This window comes from Sphingopyxis sp. 550B (assembly GCF_057401805.1).
The window spans coordinates 3,533,856-3,552,733 of record NZ_CM171610.1; the positions used below are offsets into that span (position 1 = coordinate 3,533,856).

The 18,878-nt window shown below is 67.8% G+C and carries 17 protein-coding genes; 14 read left to right on the forward strand and 3 right to left on the reverse strand.

Annotated elements, in window-relative coordinates:
- The first annotated feature begins 67 nt into the window (after nt 1-67).
- The 6 genes from AC2S9W_RS16410 (at nt 68) to ychF (ending at nt 5,905) form a co-directional block, all read left to right on the forward strand.
- On the forward strand, nt 68-1,018 hold the full coding sequence (locus AC2S9W_RS16410; protein ID WP_486571273.1) for a TraB/GumN family protein: 951 nt from the start codon (nt 68-70) through the stop codon (nt 1,016-1,018).
- Nucleotides 1,019-1,020: 2 nt separating this feature from the next.
- Nucleotides 1,021-1,917, forward strand: coding sequence for a TraB/GumN family protein (locus tag AC2S9W_RS16415; RefSeq protein WP_486571274.1), 897 nt, complete (start codon nt 1,021-1,023; stop codon nt 1,915-1,917).
- Between the two features lie 121 nt (nt 1,918-2,038).
- Entirely contained in the window at nt 2,039-2,668 is a 630-nt protein-coding gene (locus AC2S9W_RS16420) for a 50S ribosomal protein L25/general stress protein Ctc (RefSeq protein ID WP_104959736.1), read from the forward strand.
- Between the two features lie 356 nt (nt 2,669-3,024).
- Nucleotides 3,025-3,594, forward strand: coding sequence for an aminoacyl-tRNA hydrolase (pth, locus tag AC2S9W_RS16425; RefSeq protein ID WP_486571275.1), 570 nt, complete (start codon nt 3,025-3,027; stop codon nt 3,592-3,594).
- Nucleotides 3,595-3,652: 58 nt separating this feature from the next.
- Nucleotides 3,653-4,648 (forward strand): SDR family oxidoreductase, encoded by a 996-nt coding sequence (locus AC2S9W_RS16430; RefSeq protein ID WP_424539299.1) that lies wholly within the window; start codon nt 3,653-3,655, stop codon nt 4,646-4,648.
- Between the two features lie 159 nt (nt 4,649-4,807).
- Entirely contained in the window at nt 4,808-5,905 is a 1,098-nt protein-coding gene (gene ychF, locus AC2S9W_RS16435; protein WP_212596841.1) for a redox-regulated ATPase YchF, read from the forward strand.
- A 63-nt stretch (nt 5,906-5,968) separates the two neighbouring features.
- Here ychF and AC2S9W_RS16440 read toward each other — a convergent pair whose 3' ends face one another.
- Nucleotides 5,969-6,373, reverse strand: a complete 405-nt coding sequence (locus tag AC2S9W_RS16440; RefSeq protein ID WP_486571276.1) for a MerR family transcriptional regulator — start codon at nt 6,371-6,373, stop codon at nt 5,969-5,971.
- Nucleotides 6,374-6,414: 41 nt separating this feature from the next.
- Here AC2S9W_RS16440 and AC2S9W_RS16445 point away from each other — a divergent pair, with 41 nt between their 5' ends.
- The 4 genes from AC2S9W_RS16445 (at nt 6,415) to AC2S9W_RS16460 (ending at nt 11,683) form a co-directional block, all read left to right on the forward strand.
- Entirely contained in the window at nt 6,415-7,152 is a 738-nt protein-coding gene (locus tag AC2S9W_RS16445) for a MauE/DoxX family redox-associated membrane protein (protein ID WP_486571277.1), read from the forward strand.
- Nucleotides 7,149-8,897 carry a copper resistance system multicopper oxidase gene (locus AC2S9W_RS16450; RefSeq protein WP_486571278.1) on the forward strand — a complete coding sequence of 583 codons (1,749 nt, stop codon included), beginning with the start codon at nt 7,149-7,151 and terminating at the stop codon, nt 8,895-8,897. Before AC2S9W_RS16445 ends, AC2S9W_RS16450 begins: the two co-directional genes overlap by 4 nt.
- A complete protein-coding gene (locus AC2S9W_RS16455) occupies nt 8,894-10,015 on the forward strand; it encodes a copper resistance protein B (protein WP_486571279.1) in 1,122 nt (373 codons plus the stop codon). The genes AC2S9W_RS16450 and AC2S9W_RS16455 overlap by 4 nt, the downstream gene beginning before the upstream one ends.
- Nucleotides 10,016-10,111: 96 nt before the next feature.
- Entirely contained in the window at nt 10,112-11,683 is a 1,572-nt protein-coding gene (locus AC2S9W_RS16460) for an alkaline phosphatase D family protein (protein WP_486571280.1), read from the forward strand.
- Between the two features lie 228 nt (nt 11,684-11,911).
- Here AC2S9W_RS16460 and AC2S9W_RS16465 read toward each other — a convergent pair whose 3' ends face one another.
- On the reverse strand, nt 11,912-13,516 hold the full coding sequence (locus AC2S9W_RS16465) for a M20/M25/M40 family metallo-hydrolase (RefSeq protein WP_156483099.1): 1,605 nt from the start codon (nt 13,514-13,516) through the stop codon (nt 11,912-11,914).
- A gap of 157 nt (nt 13,517-13,673) precedes the next feature.
- Here AC2S9W_RS16465 and AC2S9W_RS16470 point away from each other — a divergent pair, with 157 nt between their 5' ends.
- A complete protein-coding gene (locus AC2S9W_RS16470) occupies nt 13,674-14,138 on the forward strand; it encodes a MaoC family dehydratase (RefSeq protein ID WP_067111840.1) in 465 nt (154 codons plus the stop codon).
- Between the two features lie 243 nt (nt 14,139-14,381).
- On the opposite strand, the gene mutL is transcribed toward AC2S9W_RS16470, so the two are convergent.
- The gene (gene mutL, locus AC2S9W_RS16475) at nt 14,382-16,202 is read right to left on the reverse strand and encodes a DNA mismatch repair endonuclease MutL (RefSeq protein WP_486571281.1); all 1,821 of its coding nucleotides are present in this window, start codon (nt 16,200-16,202) and stop codon (nt 14,382-14,384) included.
- Between the two features lie 195 nt (nt 16,203-16,397).
- Here mutL and AC2S9W_RS16480 point away from each other — a divergent pair, with 195 nt between their 5' ends.
- From AC2S9W_RS16480 to AC2S9W_RS16490, 3 genes are read left to right on the forward strand one after another with little or no spacing between them, the layout of a single operon-like run.
- Nucleotides 16,398-17,444, forward strand: coding sequence for a rod shape-determining protein (locus AC2S9W_RS16480; protein ID WP_067182815.1), 1,047 nt, complete (start codon nt 16,398-16,400; stop codon nt 17,442-17,444).
- A gap of 21 nt (nt 17,445-17,465) precedes the next feature.
- Entirely contained in the window at nt 17,466-18,359 is an 894-nt protein-coding gene (gene mreC / locus AC2S9W_RS16485) for a rod shape-determining protein MreC (RefSeq protein WP_076074863.1), read from the forward strand.
- Nucleotides 18,356-18,877, forward strand: a complete 522-nt coding sequence (locus tag AC2S9W_RS16490; RefSeq protein WP_067111828.1) for a rod shape-determining protein MreD — start codon at nt 18,356-18,358, stop codon at nt 18,875-18,877. The genes mreC and AC2S9W_RS16490 overlap by 4 nt, the downstream gene beginning before the upstream one ends.
- Nucleotide 18,878: the final 1 nt, after the last annotated feature.

Here is an 18,878-nt window from a genome sequence, read left to right on the forward strand (position 1 = left end):
CGCCGCGCTTGCTTTCCCCATTTCCCTTGCGGCACATAGCCCCGAACGGATGAAAGGCTTTCCCCGAATGAAAAACCGAACGAAACCCTGGTTCAAGACGCTTGTCGCCGCGTGCGCGCTGCTTCCCCTCGCGCTTGGCTCGGCCGCCCCCCTTGCCTTCGCGCAGGTCAGCGAACCGGCTGCCACCGCCGCAGCCGCACCGGCCGAAACCCGCGCCGCGCCCGCGCTGTGGGTGGTGAAGGACGAGGATACGACGATTTACCTCTTCGGCTCGATCCACGTGCTGAAACCGGGGCTGAGTTGGTTCGACGGCGCGGTGAAGCAGGCCTTCGATGCCTCCGATTCGCTGATGCTCGAAGTCGTGTTGCCCGAGGACGAGATGACGGCCGCCAAGGCGACGATCCCCCTCGCGCTCGACCAGAGCGGCAGGACGCTGTCGTCGCGGCTCGAACCCGATGCGCTGAAGGCCTATCAGGCGGCGCTCGCCGGGCTGGGCATCCCGCCAGCGCAGTTCGATGCGTTCAAGCCCTGGTTCGCCGCGGTCACACTGTCGGTGCTGCCGCTGACCAACCTCGGCTACGATCCCGAACAGGGCGCGGAAAAGACGCTGACGCGCGCGGCCAAGGCCGCCGGAAAGCCGATCGAGGGTCTGGAAACGCTGGAGGAGCAGCTCGGTTTCTTCGACACGCTGCCGGAGGATCAGCAGGTCGCCTATCTCAACGCGACGGTCAAGGACATCGACCAGCTCGGCCCGACGATCGACAGGCTGGTGACGCTGTGGGGCAACGGCGACCCCGATCAGCTTGCCGTGCTGATGAACGAAAGCATGACCACCACGCCCGAACTGGCGAAGATCCTGCTGGCCGACCGCAACGCGCGCTGGGCCGAGACGCTGCAGGCGCGCATGGAGCAACCCGGCACCCTGTTCGTTGCGGTCGGCGCCGGACACCTCGCCGGACCGCAGAGCGTGCAGACCTATCTCCAGCAACGCGGATTGGCCGCGACGCGGGTCGAATAGGGATGACGCGGCGCCGTTGGCATCGGCGCCGGGGCGGCCGCGCGGCGGTCGCCCTCGCCTTCCTGCTGTTCGCCGGGTGCGGTTCGGCCGAACCGCCGCGCGAGGCGCGACCCGCGATGTGGCTGGTCGCCGATCCCGATACGCGCATCTATCTGCTCGGCACGATGCACGCACTGCCCAGGGGGACCGATTGGGACGGCGGCAAGGTCGCCGAGGCGATGCGCGCCGCCGACGCGCTGGTGATGGAATTGTCGCCCGACGAACTGGCGGCGGCCGGGGAGGTCTTCGGACAGCTTGCGCCGCGCAGCGCGCCGCTTGCGATCGACCGGCGCCTGTCGAGCGAAGCGCTCGGCGGCTATCGCAGGCTGGAGGCGAAGGGCGGCGGCTTCGGCGGCGACCGCCTCGACGACTGGGCGGTGATGGTGTTGATGGGCCAGCGCACGGCCGCGCTCGCGAAGCTATCGCCCGACGCCGGCGTCGAAGCCGGCCTGACCGCCGCTTTCCGCGACGCGGAGAAACCGATCGGCGGGCTGGAGACCGCGAAGGCCCAGTTGCTGCTGTTCGAAACGCTGCCGCCCGAGGCGCAGCGCACGCTGCTGGAGCGCGCCGCCAGCCGCGCGGACAGCGCGCCGCGCGAGGCCGGGGCGCTGGCCGACGCCTGGTCGCGCGGCGATGTCGCGGCGCTCGAAGCGGTCATCAATGCCGACGTCGAGGCGGTGCCCGCGGCGCGCAAGGCGATCCTGACCGACCGCAACCGGCGCTGGAGCGCGTGGGTGAAGCGGCGGATGGACCGGCCCGGCACGCTGCTGGTCGCGGTCGGCGCGGGGCATCTGATCGGCCCCGAGGGCGTGCCCGCGCTGCTGGAGGCCGACGGCCTGACGGTGACGCGGGTGCAGTAGATCGCGCCATTTCGCGCCGGCGGCTTGCCTTTTCGCGCTTTCCCCGCTATGCGCCCGCGCTTCCGTCATGGTCATCCCTGGAGGCGTGGCGGATTGTGCAACCGTTTCTCGGAGAAATGATATGAGCGATCAGCTGACGCTGACGGCCGAGACGCGCGAACGTGCAGGCAAGGGAGCCTCACGCGAGCTGCGTCGTAATGGCCGCGTCCCCGCCGTCGTCTATGGCGGCAACGAAGACCCCCTGATGATCCACGTCGAGGAAAAGCTGCTGATGAAGCAGCTGATGACCGGCGTGTTCCTGAACTCGGTGGTGATGATCGAGGTGGGCGGCAAAACCATCCGCACCCTGCCCAAGGACGTCGCTTTCCATCCGGTCAAGGATCGTCCGATCCACGCCGACTTCCTGCGCGTGTCGAAGGACACCAAGGTGCAGGTCGGCGTTCCCGTGCTGTTCGCGAACGAGGAGAAGTCCCCGGGCCTGAAGCGCGGCGGCGTGCTGAACGTCGTGCGCCACGAGCTGGAACTGATCTGCGAAGCGGACAAGATTCCCGACGACATCACGATCGACGTCACCGGCTTCGACGTCGGCGAGTCGATCCACATCAGCCACGTCACCCTGCCGAAGGGCGTGGAAAGCGCGATCACCGATCGCGACTTCACCATCGCGACGATCGTCGCCCCGTCGGCGCTCAAGTCGAGCGACGGCGACACGACCAAGGATGAAGGCGAAGCCGCCGAAGGCGAAGCCTGACACCGACACTTCAACCCCTCCCCCTTCCGGGGGAGGGGGCATATGCGAAGAGGCGGCGATTTCGGCGAAACGCCGCCTCTTCCCGCTTCGTCATGCTGAACTTGTTTCAGCATCCATGGTCCGACCTCTCCCTCTGCGCCGCGCCAGTTTCGAGGGCAGGCCATCGACCCTGAAACAGGTTGGCGTTTATACCCTTGAGACAGGGACGCTGGTGATCCCCGGCGAAAGCCGGGGTCCATGCGAGGCAGGCGCACGTAGCTGGGCCCCGGCTTTCGCCGGGGAACGCTCACCTGTCGGAAGGGGATAATTGCCAAACAGGTTCAGGGTGACACGACAGGGAGTGAGGGGTTTTTGACATGCAGCTCTGGGTCGGCCTCGGCAATCCCGGTCCCCAATATGCGATGCACCGCCACAATGTCGGCTTCATGGCCGTCGACGTCATCGCCGACGCGCACGGATTCGCGACGCCCGCGAAGAAATTCCAGGGCTGGGTGCAGGACGGCCGGATCGGCCGCCACCGCATCCTGCTGCTCAAGCCGTCGACCTTCATGAACGAAAGCGGCCGCAGCGTCCGCGCCGCGCTCGATTTCTACAAGCTGACGCCGCAGGACGTCACCGTCTTCTATGACGAGCTCGACCTTGCGCCGATGAAGGTGAAGGTGAAGCGCGGCGGCGGCGCGGCGGGGCATAACGGCATCCGCAGCCTGATCCAGCATATCGGCGACGATTTCCGCCGCGTGCGCATCGGGATCGGTCATCCGGGGCACAAGGACCGGGTGACCGGATATGTGCTGGGTCCTTACCACAAGAGCGAACTCGAACCGCTGACCGACCTGCTGGGCGCGATCGCCGCCGAGGCGGGCGGCCTGGCGGACGGCGACGACGCGCGCTTCCTGAACGACCTTGCGCTGCGGCTGAACGACTGAACGACGATTGGCACATGCGCCCGGCTGGGGCATGATGGCGCCGAAAGGAGTTTCGCCGATGCCCCGTCCTTCGCGCCCCGATCGCCGCCAACTACTCGCCGGGGGCGCCGCGCTGGCCGCCGCAGCCCCCGCCCTGCTTCACGCCGCCGCGCCGCCCGCGCCCGGAGCGCTGAAGGGCCGCACCGTCCTGATTACCGGCACGTCGAGCGGATTCGGCCGGATCGGCGCGCTGCATTATGCCCGGCTCGGCGCGAAGGTGATCGCGACCATGCGCAACCTGCCGCGCCCCGAGGCGGACACGCTGGCGGCCGAAGCGGCGAAGGAAAAGCTCGACCTGCACATCGTCGAAATCGACGTGACGAGCGACGATTCGGTTGCCGCGGGCACCGCAAGCGCGCTCGAAGCCGCGGGCGGACGCATCGACACGCTGATCAACAATGCCGGCGTCGGCATCTCCGGCCCGATCGAGGTGCAGGACATGGAGGCGACGCACCTTGCCTTCAATACGAACGTCATCGGCATGCAGCGGATGATCCGCGCGCTGCTGCCGCAGATGCGCGCCGCCAGGGCCGGGCAGATCGTCAACATCTCCTCGCAGCTCGGCCGGGTCATCGTCCCGGGGGGCGGCCATTATTCGGCGACCAAGTTCGCGGTGGAGGCCTTGTCCGAACAGCTTGCCTATGAACTGGTGCCGCACGGCATCGAGGTGACGATCATTCAGCCCGGCGGCTATCCGACCCGCGTCTGGCAGAACCGCAACGTCTATACCGGCGCGCTGAAGGAACGCAGCGATCCCGAGCGGCTGGCGGCCTATGAGCCCTTCACGCGCGGCATGGGGACCGAGGACGGCAGCGGACGCAGCGCCGACCCCGCCGACGTGCCGCGCGCGATCGCGGAGATCATGGCGATGCCCGCGGGCACGCGCCCGCTGCGCCGTGCGGTCCATCCGGGACCCAAGCCGCAGGAGGCGATCAATCGCGTCGCGGCCGAGGTGCAAGTCGCGTGGCTGGGTGGCAGCCCGCTGGGGCCGCTGATCCGCGCGGTCCACGACTGAGGCCCGGCCCAGCGCCCTTCCCTGCCCCCTTCTTTCGGACCCGTCCGGTACGAACCGACGGGCCGGGATCATCGCGCTCTGGAAAAAGCGATGCGAAACGGCTAGCGCGCCTCCCATCCGCGCCCGACCGGCGCCGAATATGATCGAAAGACGAGATTCATGGGTTTCAAATGCGGAATCGTCGGGCTGCCCAATGTCGGCAAGTCCACCCTGTTCAACGCGCTGACCGAGACGCAGGCGGCGCAGGCGGCGAACTATCCCTTCTGCACCATCGAGCCCAACATCGGCAATGTCGCGGTGCCCGACGACCGGCTCGACAAGCTGGCGGCTATCGCGGGTAGCCAGAAGATCATTCCGACGCAGCTCGCCTTCGTCGACATCGCCGGCCTCGTGCGCGGGGCATCGAAGGGCGAAGGGCTGGGCAACCAGTTCCTCGGCAACATCCGCGAAGTCGATGCGATCGTCCACGTCCTGCGCTGTTTCGAGGATGACGACATCCAGCATGTCGAGAACAAGGTCGATCCTGTCGCCGACGCCGAGACGGTCGAAACCGAATTGCTGCTGTCCGACCTCGAAAGCCTCGAGAAGCGCGTCCCCGCCTTCCAGAAGAAGGCGACCGGCGGCGACAAGGAGGCCAAGGCCGCGGCGTCGGTGCTCGGCCAGGCGCTCGACCTGCTGCGCGCCGGCAAGCCCGCGCGGCTGACCGAGCCGAAGGACCCCGAGGAAGAGCGCATCCTCCGCCAGGCGCAGCTTCTGACCACAAAGCCCGTCCTTTATGTCTGCAATGTCGAGGAAGCGAACGCCGCGACGGGCAACGCGCACAGCGACGCGGTGTTCGCGCGCGCGAAAGCCGAGGGCGCGCAGGCGGTGCTCGTCTCCGCCGCGATCGAGAGCGAACTGGTCGGTATGGAGGCCGAGGAGCGGATGCTGTTCCTCGAAGAGATGGGGCTGCACGAAACCGGTCTCGCGCGCGTGATCCGCGCCGGGTACGAACTGCTCCACCTGCTGACCTTCTTCACCGTCGGGCCGAAGGAGGCGCGCGCCTGGACCGTCCACACCGGCGCGACCGCGCCCGAGGCGGCGGGCGAAATCCACAGCGATTTCCAGAAGGGTTTCATCCGCGCCGAGACGATCGCCTTTGCCGACTATGTCGCGCTGGGGGGCGAGGCGAAGGCACGCGAAGCGGGCAAGCTGCGCGCCGAGGGCAAAGGCTATGTCGTGCAGGACGGGGATGTGATGCACTTTTTGCATAGCTGACCGAACTGCGTCCCAAAAAAAACTCCGTCATTGCTTCGTCGCTACGCTCCTCGCAATGACGTGCTAATATGGCTCGAACGCCGTCAGTATCGGACATGGCCCCGTATCGCTCGCCGCGCATTGGTCGGCGAGCCTCGCGAGCACCGCGCGGGTTTCGGTCATTTGCGCAATCTTCGCGTCGAGTGCGTCGATCCGCTGGCGCGCCAGCCGGCGCACGCTGGCGCGGTCGTTGCTTTCCTCGAGCGCGAGCAGGTCCGAAATCTCGTCGAGCGTGAAGCCCGCCGCCTGCGCCGAGCGGATGAAGCGAAGGCGCCGCAGGTCGTCGGCGCCATAGCGCCGGATGCCGCCGCCCCAGCGCTCGCCGCCGCTGCGCACCGGCGTCGCCATCAGGCCGCGCCGCTGGTAATAGCGCACCGTTTCGACCCCGACACCGCCCGCCGAGGCCAGTTTCCCGATCGTGATCTGCATCGCTTGACTCCGTACCATGGTACGGACGGTATAGGAGCCGCATGACGAAACAGGCAATCCTCTATCGCATGGTCATGCCCGACCATATCTGCCCTTACGGGCTGAAAGCGAAGCATCTGCTGAAAAGCCGCGGCTTCGCGGTCGATGATCGCTGGCTGACGACGCGCGCCGAAACTGACGCCTTCAAGGCCGAGCATGGCGTCAGGACGACCCCGCAGACCTTCATCGACGGGGTGCGCATCGGCGGTCACGACGATCTGCGGCGCCATTTCGGGCTGAAGGTCGCCGACCCCGACGCGACCAGCTACACGCCCGTGATCGCGCTGTTCGCGATGACCGCGCTGATGGCGCTTGCGACAAGCTTCGCGGCCTATGGCGACGCCTTCACGCTGCGCGCCGCCGAATGGTTCGTCTCGTTCAGCATGATCGTGCTCGCGCTGCTCAAGCTGCAGGATGTCGACAAGTTCGCAACGATGTTCCTGAACTACGACCTGCTGGCGCGCCGCTGGGTTCCCTATGCCAGCATCTATCCCTTTGCCGAGGGATTGGCCGGGGTGCTGATGACCGCGCATGCCCTGCCCTGGCTGTCGATTCCGGTCGCGCTGTTCATCGGCGGCATCGGCGCGGTGTCGGTGTTCAAGGCGGTCTATATCGACAGGCGATCGATCAAATGCGCCTGCGTCGGCGGCGGCAGCAAGGTGCCGCTGGGCTTCGTCTCGCTGACCGAGAATCTGGGCATGATCGCGATGGCGCTGTGGATGATCGGAACGCTGCCGTGAACGACGCCATCGGACGCCGCGCGCTGATCGCGGGGGGAGCCGCCGCGGCGCTGACCCCGTGGCTGCCGCTGTGGGCGAAGCCGGTTTCGGCAGGCCTCCCGACCGTCTCCGGCCCCGACGTCCGGCTGACGATCGCGCATCAGACGCTGACGATCGACGGACGCGATCATCATGCGATCGGCATCAACGGCACCATCCCCGGGCCGCTGATCCGCCTGACCGAAGGCACGCAGGCGCGCCTTCACGTCACCAACCGGCTCGACGAGGACAGCTCGATCCACTGGCACGGCCTGATCCTGCCCTTTCACATGGACGGGGTGCCGGGGATCAGCTTTCCGGGTATCGCGCCGGGGGCGACCTTCACCTACGAATTCCCCGTGCGGCAGGCCGGCACCTATTGGTATCACAGCCATTCGGGATTGCAGGAGCAGATGGGGCATTACGGCCCGATCGTCATCGATCCCGCCGGCGCCGACCCCGTCGCCTACGACCGCGAGCATGTGATCCTGCTGTCCGATTTCAGCCCGCTGCATCCGCACGCCATCTTCCGGAAGCTCAAGCAGATGGGCGGTTATTTCAACCACCGCAAGCAGACGCTTTCGGGCCTGCTGGCGGGGCGCGACCAGCCGCTGAAGGACCGGATCGCGTGGGGCGCGATGCGGATGGACCCGACCGACATCAGCGACGTCACCGCCGCCGCCTATCGCTATCTGGTCAACGGCCACGGCCCCGCCGACAATTGGACCGGGCTGTTCCGCGCCGGCGAGCGCGTGCGGCTGCGCATCATCAACGCCTCGGCGATGACCACCTTCAACATCTGCATTCCCGGCCTGCCGATGACCGTGGTACAGGCCGACGGATGCAACGTCCGCCCGGTGACGGTCGACGAATTCCAGATCGGGGTCGCCGAGACCTATGACGTGATCGTCACGCCGGGGGACCGCGCCTATACGCTGGTCGGCGAGACATCCGACCGGTCGGGCATGGCGCGCGCGACGCTGGCCCCGCGCGTGGGCATGGCGGCCCCGGTCCCGGCCCTGCGCCCGCGTCCGGTGCTGACCATGAAGGATATGGGAATGGGCGGCATGAACCATGGGGGGGACCATGGCGGCGGTCCGGCCTGCGCCCCCGAACATGCCGCAATGGGGCATTGCACGCCCGATGCGGCCGCCGGTCATGGCGGCGGAATGGATCACGGCATGCGCGACATGACGCTCGCCCCGACGGTCAGGGACACGCCGGCGGTGCAGAGCATCTCGCCGATGCCCGCCGATCGCACCGGCGAGCCGGGGGTGGGCCTCGAAGGAGTCGAGAGGGCGCTGACCTATCGCGATCTGATCGCGCTCGACCGCAATCCCGACACGCGCACGCCGACACGGCAGATGCAGATCCATCTGACCGGCAATATGGAACGCTATATGTGGGCGTTCGACGGGGTGAAGATGAACGAGGTCAAGGCCCCGATCCCCTTCACGCAGGGCGAGCGGGTGCGCGTGACGCTGGTCAACGACACGATGATGACGCATCCGATCCATCTGCACGGCCATTTCTTCGAGCTTGTCACCGGCAAGGGCGACCATGCGCCGCGCAAGCATACGGTCAACGTGCAGCCCGGCGGCAAGCTGAGCTTCGACCTTACCGCCGATGCCTATGGCGACTGGGCCTTTCACTGCCACCTGCTGTATCACATGCACGCCGGGATGATGCAGGTGGTGACGGTGCGCCCGGCGGGAGACGCGGCATGAGCCTGCTCGCGATCCTGCTGATGGCGGCGCAGCACCCGGCCGCCGCCGCGCCCGCCTGCACGCCCGACCATGCGGCGATGGGGCATTGCACGATGGCGCCACCGCCCGAAAAGCCGGCGCCGGAAAAGCCTGCGACCGCCTGCTCCGCCGAGCATGCGGCGATGGGGCATTGCACGATGGACCCGGCACCTCCGCGCCACGAACCGAACGCACCCGGCTGCACGGCTGAGCATGCCGCCATGGGGCACTGCACACTGGAAACGCCGCCGCCGGTACCGGCGAACCCCGCCGCCCCCTGCCCGCCCGAGCACGCCGCGATGGGTCATTGCCGGCCAGCCGAAGCCGCGCCGCCTTCCCCCATGATCCCCGACCAACCGGTGGGCGATGCGCCCGCACCTTCCGCGCCGCGCGTCGATGCCGCCGACCGGCTGTTCGGCGCCGAGGCGATGGCCGGACCCCGCGCGCGCCTCTATGCCGAGCATGGCGGCGGCCGCTTTTCGCGCATCATGGTCAACCTCGCCGAATGGCGGGCGCGCAAGGGCCGCGATGGCTACGCCTGGGAAGCCGAGGGGTGGTTCGGCGGCGACATCGATCGGCTGGTAGTCAAGAGCGAGGGCGAAGGCGATTTCGGCGGTGCGGTCGAGGGAGCCGAGGTCCAGGCGCTGTGGAGCCGCGCCATCGGCCCCTATTTCAACCTGCAGGCGGGCGTCCGGCAGGACTTCGGCCCCGGCCCTTCGCCGACGCATGCCGTGATCGGCTTCGAAGGCCTCGCCCCCTATTGGTTCGAGATCGAGGGCGCGCTGTTCCTGTCGGACAAGGGCGACGCGGCCGCGCGGCTGGAGGCGAGCTACGACCAGCGCATCACCCAGCGGCTGATCGCGCAGCCGATGGCCGAAATCGAGCTGGCCTTTCAGGACGTGCCCGAGCGCGCCGTCGGCGGCGGCCTGTCGGGCGTCGAACTGGGCCTGCGCCTGCGCTATGAGGTCGCGCGCGAGTTCGCGCCCTATGTCGGCGTCGCCTGGGAACGCAAGCTCGGCCGCACCGCGCGGATCGCACGCGCCGCCGGTGAAAAGGCCTCGCATCCCGCGTTCGTCGCGGGGGTGCACCTCTGGTTCTGAGAGCGGCCGGGCATCAGGCACGCCTGTCATTGAAGTCGCATCGGGCTCGGCTATCTGGCACTATCCGATTCGTCCTTCCTGTCCGCGGAGCCTGCCATGCTGAACCGCCGCCATTTCCTTGCCACCGCCACGCTTGCCGGGCTGTCGGCCCCCGCAATCCTACGCGCCGAGGCCGGCTTCTTCCGCGATTTTCCGTTCAGCCTCGGCGTCGCGGCGGGCGATCCGGCGAGCGACGGCTTCGTCATCTGGACCCGCCTCGCGCCCGAGCCGATGGCGCCGCACGGCGGCATGCCGCTCGTCCCGGTGCCGGTCGAATGGGAGGTGGCGAGCGACGGCGGCTTTCGCGACGTCGTCGCGAAGGGTACCGAACTGGCGCGCCCCGAGCTGGGTCACAGCGTCCATGTCGAGATCGCGGGCCTGCAGCCGGACCGCCCCTATTATTACCGCTTCGTCGCGGGTGGCGAGCGCAGCCTGCGCGGGCGCGCCCGCACCCTTCCCGCCCCCGGCGCGCGCGCCGACGCGCTGAAATTCGGGGTCTGCGGCTGCCAGCATTATGAATCGGGCTTCTACGGCGCCTATCGCCACCTCGCGCGCGAGGACCTGGCCTTCGTCTATCATTATGGCGACTTCATCTACGAATATCAGCAGGACTATCTCTACGACAGCGGCCTGCCGATCCGCCCGGTGCGCCGATATGCGCTGCGCGGACTGCAGGATCTGGGCGATTTCCGTATCGCCTATACGCAGACCTTGCTCGACATCGACATGCAGGCGGCGCGATCGGCGCATGGCTTCATCTCGAGCTTCGACGACCACGAGATCCGCAACGACTGGGTATCGACCTTCGACGACTGGAAGCTGGGGCTCGACGGCAACGACCCCGACGCGCCGCCGCCCGAGGTGTTCATGCTGCGCAAGCAGGCGGCGATGCAGGCGTGGTACGAGCATATGCCGGTGCGCCGGGCTCTGCTGCCGCGTGGCGGCATGGTCGCGGCGCATCGTGAGCTGCGCTATGGCGACCTGATGGCGATGCAGGTGCTCGATACGCGCCAGTATCGCGACAACCAGCCGTGCGGCGACGGCTTCAAGCCTGCCTGTCCCGACGTCTATGCGAAGGATGCGCAGGTGCTCGGCAAGGCGCAGGAGGAATGGCTCGCGCGCAACCTCGCCAGGGGCGGCGCGACGTGGAACACGATCGCGCAGCAGGTGACGATGATGTCGCTCGACCGCCGCCGCCGGCCCGACGAGCCCGAGAAGATCATCAACATCGACAGCTGGGCGGGCTATGAAGCGCCGCGCGAGCGCATCCTGTCGCGCTTTGCGGGATTGAAGAACTGCGTCGTGCTGACGGGCGACGAGCACCAGAATTTCTGCGGCGACCTGGTGCTGAAGGACAAGCTGGTCGCCGCCGAGTTCGTCGGCACCTCGATCTCCAGCGGCGGCGACGGCAGCGACAAGCGCGCCGGGACCGACGAATGGCTGGCACGCAACCCCGAACTGAAATTCGCCAACGACCAGCGCGGCTATCTGGTCTGCGAGGTCGGCCGCGAGGCGTGGCAGACGCATTTCATGGTCGTCGACAAGGTGACGACGCCGGTGAACACGCTGTCGAAACGCGCGACCGGCGTGGTCGAGAACGGTCGGGCCGGGATCACCATGTCGGCTTAGAGCGACGTGCCTGAAATCTGACACACCCTCACAGCCGTTCGGGCTGAGCTTGTCGAAGCATCGTTCTACTTCTTCTTGCGGCGCCTGGCAGAAAGAACGGCCCTTCGACAAGCTCAGGGCAAACGGTGCATATTTAAGGCACGGATGCTCTAAAGGCCAAATCCGCTTCCCTTTTCCGTTCGTGTCGAGCGAAGTCGAGACACGAACGGGAAAGAGGCTGCTGCGATCCTATTGATCCGGGTCCTTGTACTGGAACGGGTCATAGGGGGCCGGCTGCGACGGGACCGGGAAGCGCGGCAGCACCTTGTCGCTGTTCGCCGATGCCAGCAGCATCCCCGCCATCACCACCGACGCCTGGCGCAGGTCGTCAGCCTTCAGATGATCGAAGGTATCGGCGCTGCTGTGGTGCGTGCGCGAGCCGTAATCGAGCGGGTCCTGGATGAACTGGAAGCCCGGCACGCCGACCGATTGCATATAGACATGGTCGGTGCCGCCGGTGGGCGCCGCGACGACCTTTCCGGCGCCCATGCTGGCGAAGGGCGCGAGCCACGCCTGGAGCAGCGGAACCGCGGCGACATTGCCCTCGGCATAGAGGCCGCGCAGCTTGCCCGAGCCATTGTCCATGTTGAAATAGGCCTTGAGGTCGCCGTAGCCGGGCCGCGGCGTCACCGGATAGCGGTTCGGCCACCCGTAATAGAGCGCATTGCCGTCCTCGCCCTCGGTCGGGCCGGGACGCGTCGCCAGATGCTTGTCGACATAGGCGAGGCTGCCGAGCAGCCCCTGCTCCTCGCCCGTCCACAGCACGAAGCGGATCGTCCGCTTCGGCCGGACGCCCAACGTCTTGAGGATGCGCGCCGCCTCCATCACCACCGCGCTGCCCGCGGCATTGTCGGTCGCGCCGTCGCCCGCGACCCAACTGTCGAAATGCGCGCCCGCCATCACATAACCGGCCTTCGGGTCGCTGCCCGGGATGTCGGCGATGATGTTGTACGCCTTCGTGTCGCTGTCATCGAAGCGGATGTTGCTGTCGATCGAAAGCTGCGGCGCCGGGCCCGACTTGGCGAGGCGCGCGAGGCGGCGATAATCCTCCGCCGCCAGTTCGACACCGGGCAGCGACAGCGTGTGGCCGACGCGGTAGTTATAGCCCTCGCCATGCACCAGCTTGCCGTCGCGGTACGACTGCCGAACCCAGGCGACCGCCCCTTCGGCCTTGAGGAAAGCGTCGAGCTTTTCGGCAAAGCTGACGCGTTCGAGGCGCTTGTTGATCGCGTCGGGATCATATTTCGGCTGGCGAAAGGCGTCGAGCTTCTCGAAATCCTCACCGCCAAGGCGCCGGAAGGGGGCTTTTTCGGGCTCGTCGCCGGTGCCGGGGAGCGTGACGAGCACGATCTTGCCGGCCAGCTTGCCCTTCCATTCGGCGAAATGCTCTTCCTTGCTCATCGGCGCGACGACGATCGGCGCGGTGATCGCGCCGCCGGTCGACGGGGTCCAGGCGATCGGAATCGCCGTCAGCGCGAGCGGCCGCGGCGCCGTCATGCGCACGTCGACCGACAGGATTTCCCAGCCGCGGCCGAACTCGAACCCCTCGCGGCGGACATTGGCGAGACCCCAGCCGGCGAAACGGTCGATCGCCCATTGCTCGGCGCGGCGCATCGCGGGCGAATTGGTGAGGCGCGGACCCAGCCCGTCGGTCATCTCCTGCGCGATGCGCATCACCTGGCTGTGGTTGAAGCCCTGGTCGATGATCGCGTTGGTGTCGGCGTCGTCCGCCTTCTGTCCTGCCGCAGGCACCGCGACGAGCGCCGCCCCCGCCCCTGTCACCGCCAGGGCCATGGCGATCCAAGTCCTTCTCATGATCGGAAATTCCCCTTCGTTGCCGTTGCAACCGGATGCACCATGCGCGCGGTGCAAATCAAGGCGCAATCAGCCCGGCCGGTCGGCGACGACAAGCCCCTTGCCTCGCCCGCGCCTTTCCGCGCATAGGCGCGCCATGCTTTATTACGAGGATATAGAGGTCGGGAAAATCCAGCGCTTCGGCAGCAAGCTGGTGACGCGCGAGGAAGTCGTCGATTTCGCGAGCCGATACGACCCACAGCCTTTTCACCTCGACGACGAGGCGGCGGCGCAGACCTATTTCGGCCGTCTGTCGGCGAGCGGCTGGCACACCGGCGCGATGGCGATGCGGATGATGGTCGATCACATGAAGGCACATGAACAGGCCGGGCTCGGCTCTCCCGGCATCGACGAACTGCGCTGGTTGAAGCCCGTCTATCCCGGCGACACGCTGCGCTGCGAGATGGAGGTGGTCGAAAAGCGCCGCTCCGCGAAGCGGCCCGACATGGGGATCCTGTCCTCGAAGCTCACGGTGCTCAACCAGCATGACGAGCCGGTGATGACGATGCGCTCCGCAGGTCTGATCCGCGTCCGGGACGCGGCAGGCAACGGACAAGCGTAAACCCCGCTCTATTTGCGTGACCGTCGAAATCGACCGGGAACGCGTCGGCGAAGCGACGCGATCGTCGGCGGCACGTCCTGAAAAAACATGTCAGATCACCCATTTGGGGTATGACACCCACAACAAATGCAGCGATGGAGCCCTCAACCCTCTGCGACCCGAGGGTGACGGTCACAGATCGTCGAGGGGCGGGAAGCCGGCGGCTTTCCGCCCCTTTCATTCGGCGGCGCTATCGTCCCGCCCCTATTTCCGGCCGAACAGTTTTTCGACGTCGTCCATCGCCAGTTTCACCCAGGTCGGACGACCGTGATTGCACTGGCCCGAATGCGGCGTCACCTCCATCTGCCGGAGCAGCGCGTTCATCTCCGCGACCGCCAGCGTCCGGCCGGCGCGGACCGAGCCGTGGCAGGCCATCGTCGCCGCGACCAGCTCCAGCTTTTCCGAAAGGCCGAGCGCGGCGTCATAGCCCGCGAGATCGTCGGCAATATCGGTGACGAGCTTGCGGCAGTCGATCGTCCCCAGCATCGCGGGGGTCGCGCGCACCATCACCGCCGCGGGACCGAAGCGTTCGAGTTCGACCCCCAGCGCCGCAAGCTGCGGCGACGCCGCTTCGAGCCGGTCGCAGGCGGGTTCGTCGAGTTCGACCACTTCGGGCAGCAGCAGGCCCTGCGACGCGACGCCCTGTCCCGCCATACCGCGGCGCAGCGTCTCGAGCACCAGCCGCTCGTGTGCGGCATGCTGATCGACGATGACCAGCCCATCCTCGGCCTCTGCGACGATATAGGTTTTCGCGATCTGCCCGCGCGCGATTCCGAGCGGGTGCGCCCCGGCCGCGGGCGGCGGCGCCTCGGCGACCTCGGCGCGGCCCGCGATGGGTGCAGCGGGGCCCGCGAAGGGCGTCACCCGGTCATAGACGCGCGCGACATCCTCGGCCGGCGGCGGGACATCGGCGCCGAACAGATGCACGGCGGGCTCGGTGCGATGGCCGAACAGGAAACCCGTCGCCGATTCGGGTCCAGATGCGACCGGTTCCTGCCGCCACGCGGCGAGCGCCGCCTCGGCCGGGCGCTGGACGCTGCGGAAGCCATGCTCGTCGAGCGCGCGCCGCAGGCCGCCGACGATCATCCCGCGCACCAGTTGCGGGTCGCGGAAACGCACCTCGGTCTTGGCGGGGTGGACGTTGACGTCGACCTCGCCCGTCGGCAGGTCGAGGAACAAGGCAACGACCGGATGGCGGTCGCGCGCGAGCAGGTCGGCATAGGCGCCGCGCAGCGCCCCGACGAGCAGCCGGTCCTTCACCGGCCGGCCGTTGACGAACAGATATTGATGATCGGCGATGCCGCGATTGTAGGTCGGCAGGCTGATGACGCCGCCCAGATGCACCTCGCCGCGATCGAGATCGACGCCGATGCTGTTGTCCGCCAGCTCGCGGCTGGTCAGTGCCGCGACGCGCGCAAGCCGGTCCTGCCCGCCCTGCACGTCGAGTACCCGCCGCCCATCGTGCTCGACCGTGAAGCCGATGTCGGGCCGCGCCATCGCGAGCCTTTTCACCCCGTCGAGGCAGCTCGCATATTCGCTGCGCGCGCTGCGCAGGAACTTGCGCCGCGCCGGGACGCGGGCGAACAGGTCTTCGACCACGACGCGCGTGCCCGTCGCCAGCGCCGCGGGCCCCTCGCCCGCCAGCGCGCCATTGTCGACCACCCGCCGCCAGCCGTCGCCGCCCGCAACGCGGCTTTCGAGCGTCATGCGGGCGACGCTGGCGATCGAAGGCAGCGCCTCGCCGCGAAAGCCGAGCGTCGTGACATCCTCGATCGCGTCGCCCGGCAGCTTCGACGTCGCGTGGCGTTCGAGCGCCAGCGCCATCTCCGCCGGGGTCATTCCGCAGCCGTCGTCCTCGACCTCCAGCCGCGCGATCCCGCCCTCGGCGATTCGCACCGAAATGCGGGTCGCGCCCGAGTCGATGGCGTTTTCAACCAGTTCTTTCAGCGCCGCAGCCGGTCTTTCGACCACTTCACCGGCCGCGATCCGATTTACGAGCTTTTCCGGCAGGCGGCGTATTGACATGACCGCTCTCCTAGCGCAGTCGGACGCAAATCGCGACCCATCCGCACAGTCCTATCGCTCCATCCAGCCAGCCCTCCTTTGGTCGAGCCGGAATCTCCCTCTGATATGGTCTTGGCTGCGGGCGGACAAGCGGCGAGAATGGCGACAGGGGCGCCCCCGTCCGGGGGAGCGGCTTCGATGGCAGGAACAGTATAGATGTCCTTCTTTTCCCGGTTTCTGAAATTCAATTCCCAAGACATGGCGATCGACCTCGGCACGGCGAACACCGTCGTCTATGTGCGCGGAAAGGGCATCGTTCTCAACGAACCCTCGGTCGTCGCGGTCGAGACGCTGAACGGCATCAAGCGGGTGAAGGCGGTCGGCGACGACGCCAAGCTGATGATGGGCAAGACACCCGACACGATCGAGGCGATTCGCCCGCTGCGCGACGGCGTGATCGCCGACATCGACGTCGCCGAGCAGATGATCAAGCATTTCATCACCAAGGTCCACGGCGGCAAGCCCAACGCCTTTCGCAGCCCCGAAATCGTGATCTGCGTGCCGTCGGGCTCGACGAGCGTCGAGCGCCGCGCGATCCGCGACGCCGCATCGAACGCGGGGGCCAGCCAGGTGTGGCTGATCGAGGAACCGATGGCGGCCGCCATCGGCGCCGACATGCCCGTCACCGAACCGATCGGGTCGATGGTGGTCGACATCGGCGGCGGCACGACCGAGGTCGCGGTGCTGTCGCTGCGTGGCCTCGCCTACACCACCTCGGTCCGCGCCGGGGGCGACAAGATGGACGAGGCGATCGTCTCCTATGTCCGCCGCCACCACAATCTGCTGATCGGCGAATCGACCGCCGAGCGGATCAAGAAGGATTTCGGCATCGCGCGCATTCCGTCGGACGGCGTCGGGCTGACGATCCACATCAAGGGCCGCGACCTCGTCAACGGGGTGCCCAAGGAAATCTCCATCAACCAGGCGCAGATCGCCGAGGCGCTGTCCGAACCGATCGGCACGATCGTCGAGGGCGTGCGCATCGCGCTGGAAAATACCGCGCCCGAACTCGCGGCCGACATCGTCGACCAGGGTATCGTGCTGACGGGCGGCGGTGCGCTGATCGCCGAACTCGACGAACTGCTGCGCGACGCGACCGGCCTGCCGGTGACGGTCGCCGAGGATCCGCTGACCTGCGTCGCGATCGGCACCGGCCGCGCGATGGAGGACCCCGCCTTCCGCGGCGTTCTGCAGCAAGCCTGATCGAACGGTAGAGGTTCCCCCATGGTCCGCCCGGCACATCGACGTCCGGGGCAATCCCGAAAGGCCCAGTACGGCCTGTTCGCGGCCTATGTCATTGCGGTGACGGGGGCGGTGGCGGGCCTGTTGCTCGCGGTCCTGTCGGTGGTCGATCCCGTCGGCTTCGCCACGCTTCGCGTGGCGAGCCATGAGGTCGCCGCGCCCATCGCGCGCGTCACCCGCTCGGTCACGGGGTCGATATCCGGCATCGACGACGCGGTCTCCGCCTATGTCGGCGCGGGATCGCAGAATCGGCGGCTGCGCAAGGAACTGGCGGAGACGCGGCGCAAGCTGGTCGCGACGTCTTCGCTCGAAGAGGAGAACCGCCAGCTCAAAGCGTTGCTCCAGTTGCAGCAGACCGACAAGGCGGCGCTCGCGCACGGCTATCTGCTCACCTCGACCTCGACCAGCAGCCGGCGCCTCGCGCTGCTCAGCATCGGCCGCAACGTCGGGGTGGCGGCGGGGCAGCCGGTGCGCGGCGCCGACGGGCTGATCGGGCGCGTGCTCACCGCCGGACCGTCGGTGTCGCAGGTGCTGCTGCTGACCGACGTCGACAATGTCGTGCCCGTCCGCCGCGCGCGCGACGGCCTGCCCGCGCTCGCCAACGGGCGCGGCAACGGCGATCTCGACATCCGCACGCTCAACATCGCGAACAACCCGTTCAAGCCGGGCGACATCCTCGTCACCTCGGGCACCGGCGGCCTCTATCCGCCCAACATCCCGGTCGCGATCGTGGTACGCCGACAGGACGACGGCGCGCTCGCGCGGCCGCTCGCCGACCCGGCGAAGGTCGATGCGGTCGCAGTGTTGCGGCCCTATACCCCCGACAATCTGGAAGCGCGGGCGGCGCCCGCGGCGCCCCCCGCCGGAACGCCATGAACCGCGCCGGACCGCGCCTTGGCGAGCCGGCGTCGCTCTGGCGGATGCGGATCGTGCCGATCGCGAGCGTGATGCTCGCCTCGGCGCTGCCGCTGATGCTGCCGCTCGTCGCCAGCTCGCCCGTGCTTCCCCCGATGGGGCTGCTCTTCTTCCTGTGCTGGCAATTGCTGCGCACCGAGATGTGGCCGGTGTGGATCGGCCTGCCGCTCGGCCTGTGGGACGACCTGTTCAGCGGCGCGCCGATCGGTACCGCGATCGGCCTGTGGACGCTCGCAAGCATCGCGATCCATTATTTCTCGCAACGCATCTATTGGCGCGGCTTCTTTCACGACTGGGGCATCGCCGCGCTGCTCGCCGCCGCGGTCCAGGCGGCGGCGGCGCTGATCGCGCACCCGCACGCGCCGGCGGGGCACCTGCTGGGCCTCGTCGTGCCGCAGATCATCGTCTCGGCGCTGCTCGTGCCGCTGTTCCTGCGCCTGACCGGCGCGTTTGACAATTTCCGCCTGAAACGCCGATAAC

Bases quoted from the DNA above. Each gene is read 5' to 3' on its own strand.
- AC2S9W_RS16410 (WP_486571273.1), top strand. From the start codon at position 68: ATGAAAAACCGAACGAAACCCTGGTTCAAGACGCTTGTCGCCGCGTGC.
- AC2S9W_RS16415 (WP_486571274.1), top strand. From the start codon at position 1,021: ATGACGCGGCGCCGTTGGCATCGGCGCCGGGGCGGCCGCGCGGCGGTC.
- AC2S9W_RS16420 (WP_104959736.1), top strand. From the start codon at position 2,039: ATGAGCGATCAGCTGACGCTGACGGCCGAGACGCGCGAACGTGCAGGC.
- pth (WP_486571275.1), top strand. From the start codon at position 3,025: ATGCAGCTCTGGGTCGGCCTCGGCAATCCCGGTCCCCAATATGCGATG.
- AC2S9W_RS16430 (WP_424539299.1), top strand. From the start codon at position 3,653: ATGCCCCGTCCTTCGCGCCCCGATCGCCGCCAACTACTCGCCGGGGGC.
- ychF (WP_212596841.1), top strand. From the start codon at position 4,808: ATGGGTTTCAAATGCGGAATCGTCGGGCTGCCCAATGTCGGCAAGTCC.
- AC2S9W_RS16440 (WP_486571276.1), bottom strand. From the start codon at position 6,373: ATGCAGATCACGATCGGGAAACTGGCCTCGGCGGGCGGTGTCGGGGTC.
- AC2S9W_RS16445 (WP_486571277.1), top strand. From the start codon at position 6,415: ATGACGAAACAGGCAATCCTCTATCGCATGGTCATGCCCGACCATATC.
- AC2S9W_RS16455 (WP_486571279.1), top strand. From the start codon at position 8,894: ATGAGCCTGCTCGCGATCCTGCTGATGGCGGCGCAGCACCCGGCCGCC.
- AC2S9W_RS16460 (WP_486571280.1), top strand. From the start codon at position 10,112: ATGCTGAACCGCCGCCATTTCCTTGCCACCGCCACGCTTGCCGGGCTG.
- AC2S9W_RS16465 (WP_156483099.1), bottom strand. From the start codon at position 13,516: ATGGCCCTGGCGGTGACAGGGGCGGGGGCGGCGCTCGTCGCGGTGCCT.
- AC2S9W_RS16470 (WP_067111840.1), top strand. From the start codon at position 13,674: ATGCTTTATTACGAGGATATAGAGGTCGGGAAAATCCAGCGCTTCGGC.
- mutL (WP_486571281.1), bottom strand. From the start codon at position 16,202: ATGTCAATACGCCGCCTGCCGGAAAAGCTCGTAAATCGGATCGCGGCC.
- AC2S9W_RS16480 (WP_067182815.1), top strand. From the start codon at position 16,398: ATGTCCTTCTTTTCCCGGTTTCTGAAATTCAATTCCCAAGACATGGCG.
- mreC (WP_076074863.1), top strand. From the start codon at position 17,466: ATGGTCCGCCCGGCACATCGACGTCCGGGGCAATCCCGAAAGGCCCAG.
- AC2S9W_RS16490 (WP_067111828.1), top strand. From the start codon at position 18,356: ATGAACCGCGCCGGACCGCGCCTTGGCGAGCCGGCGTCGCTCTGGCGG.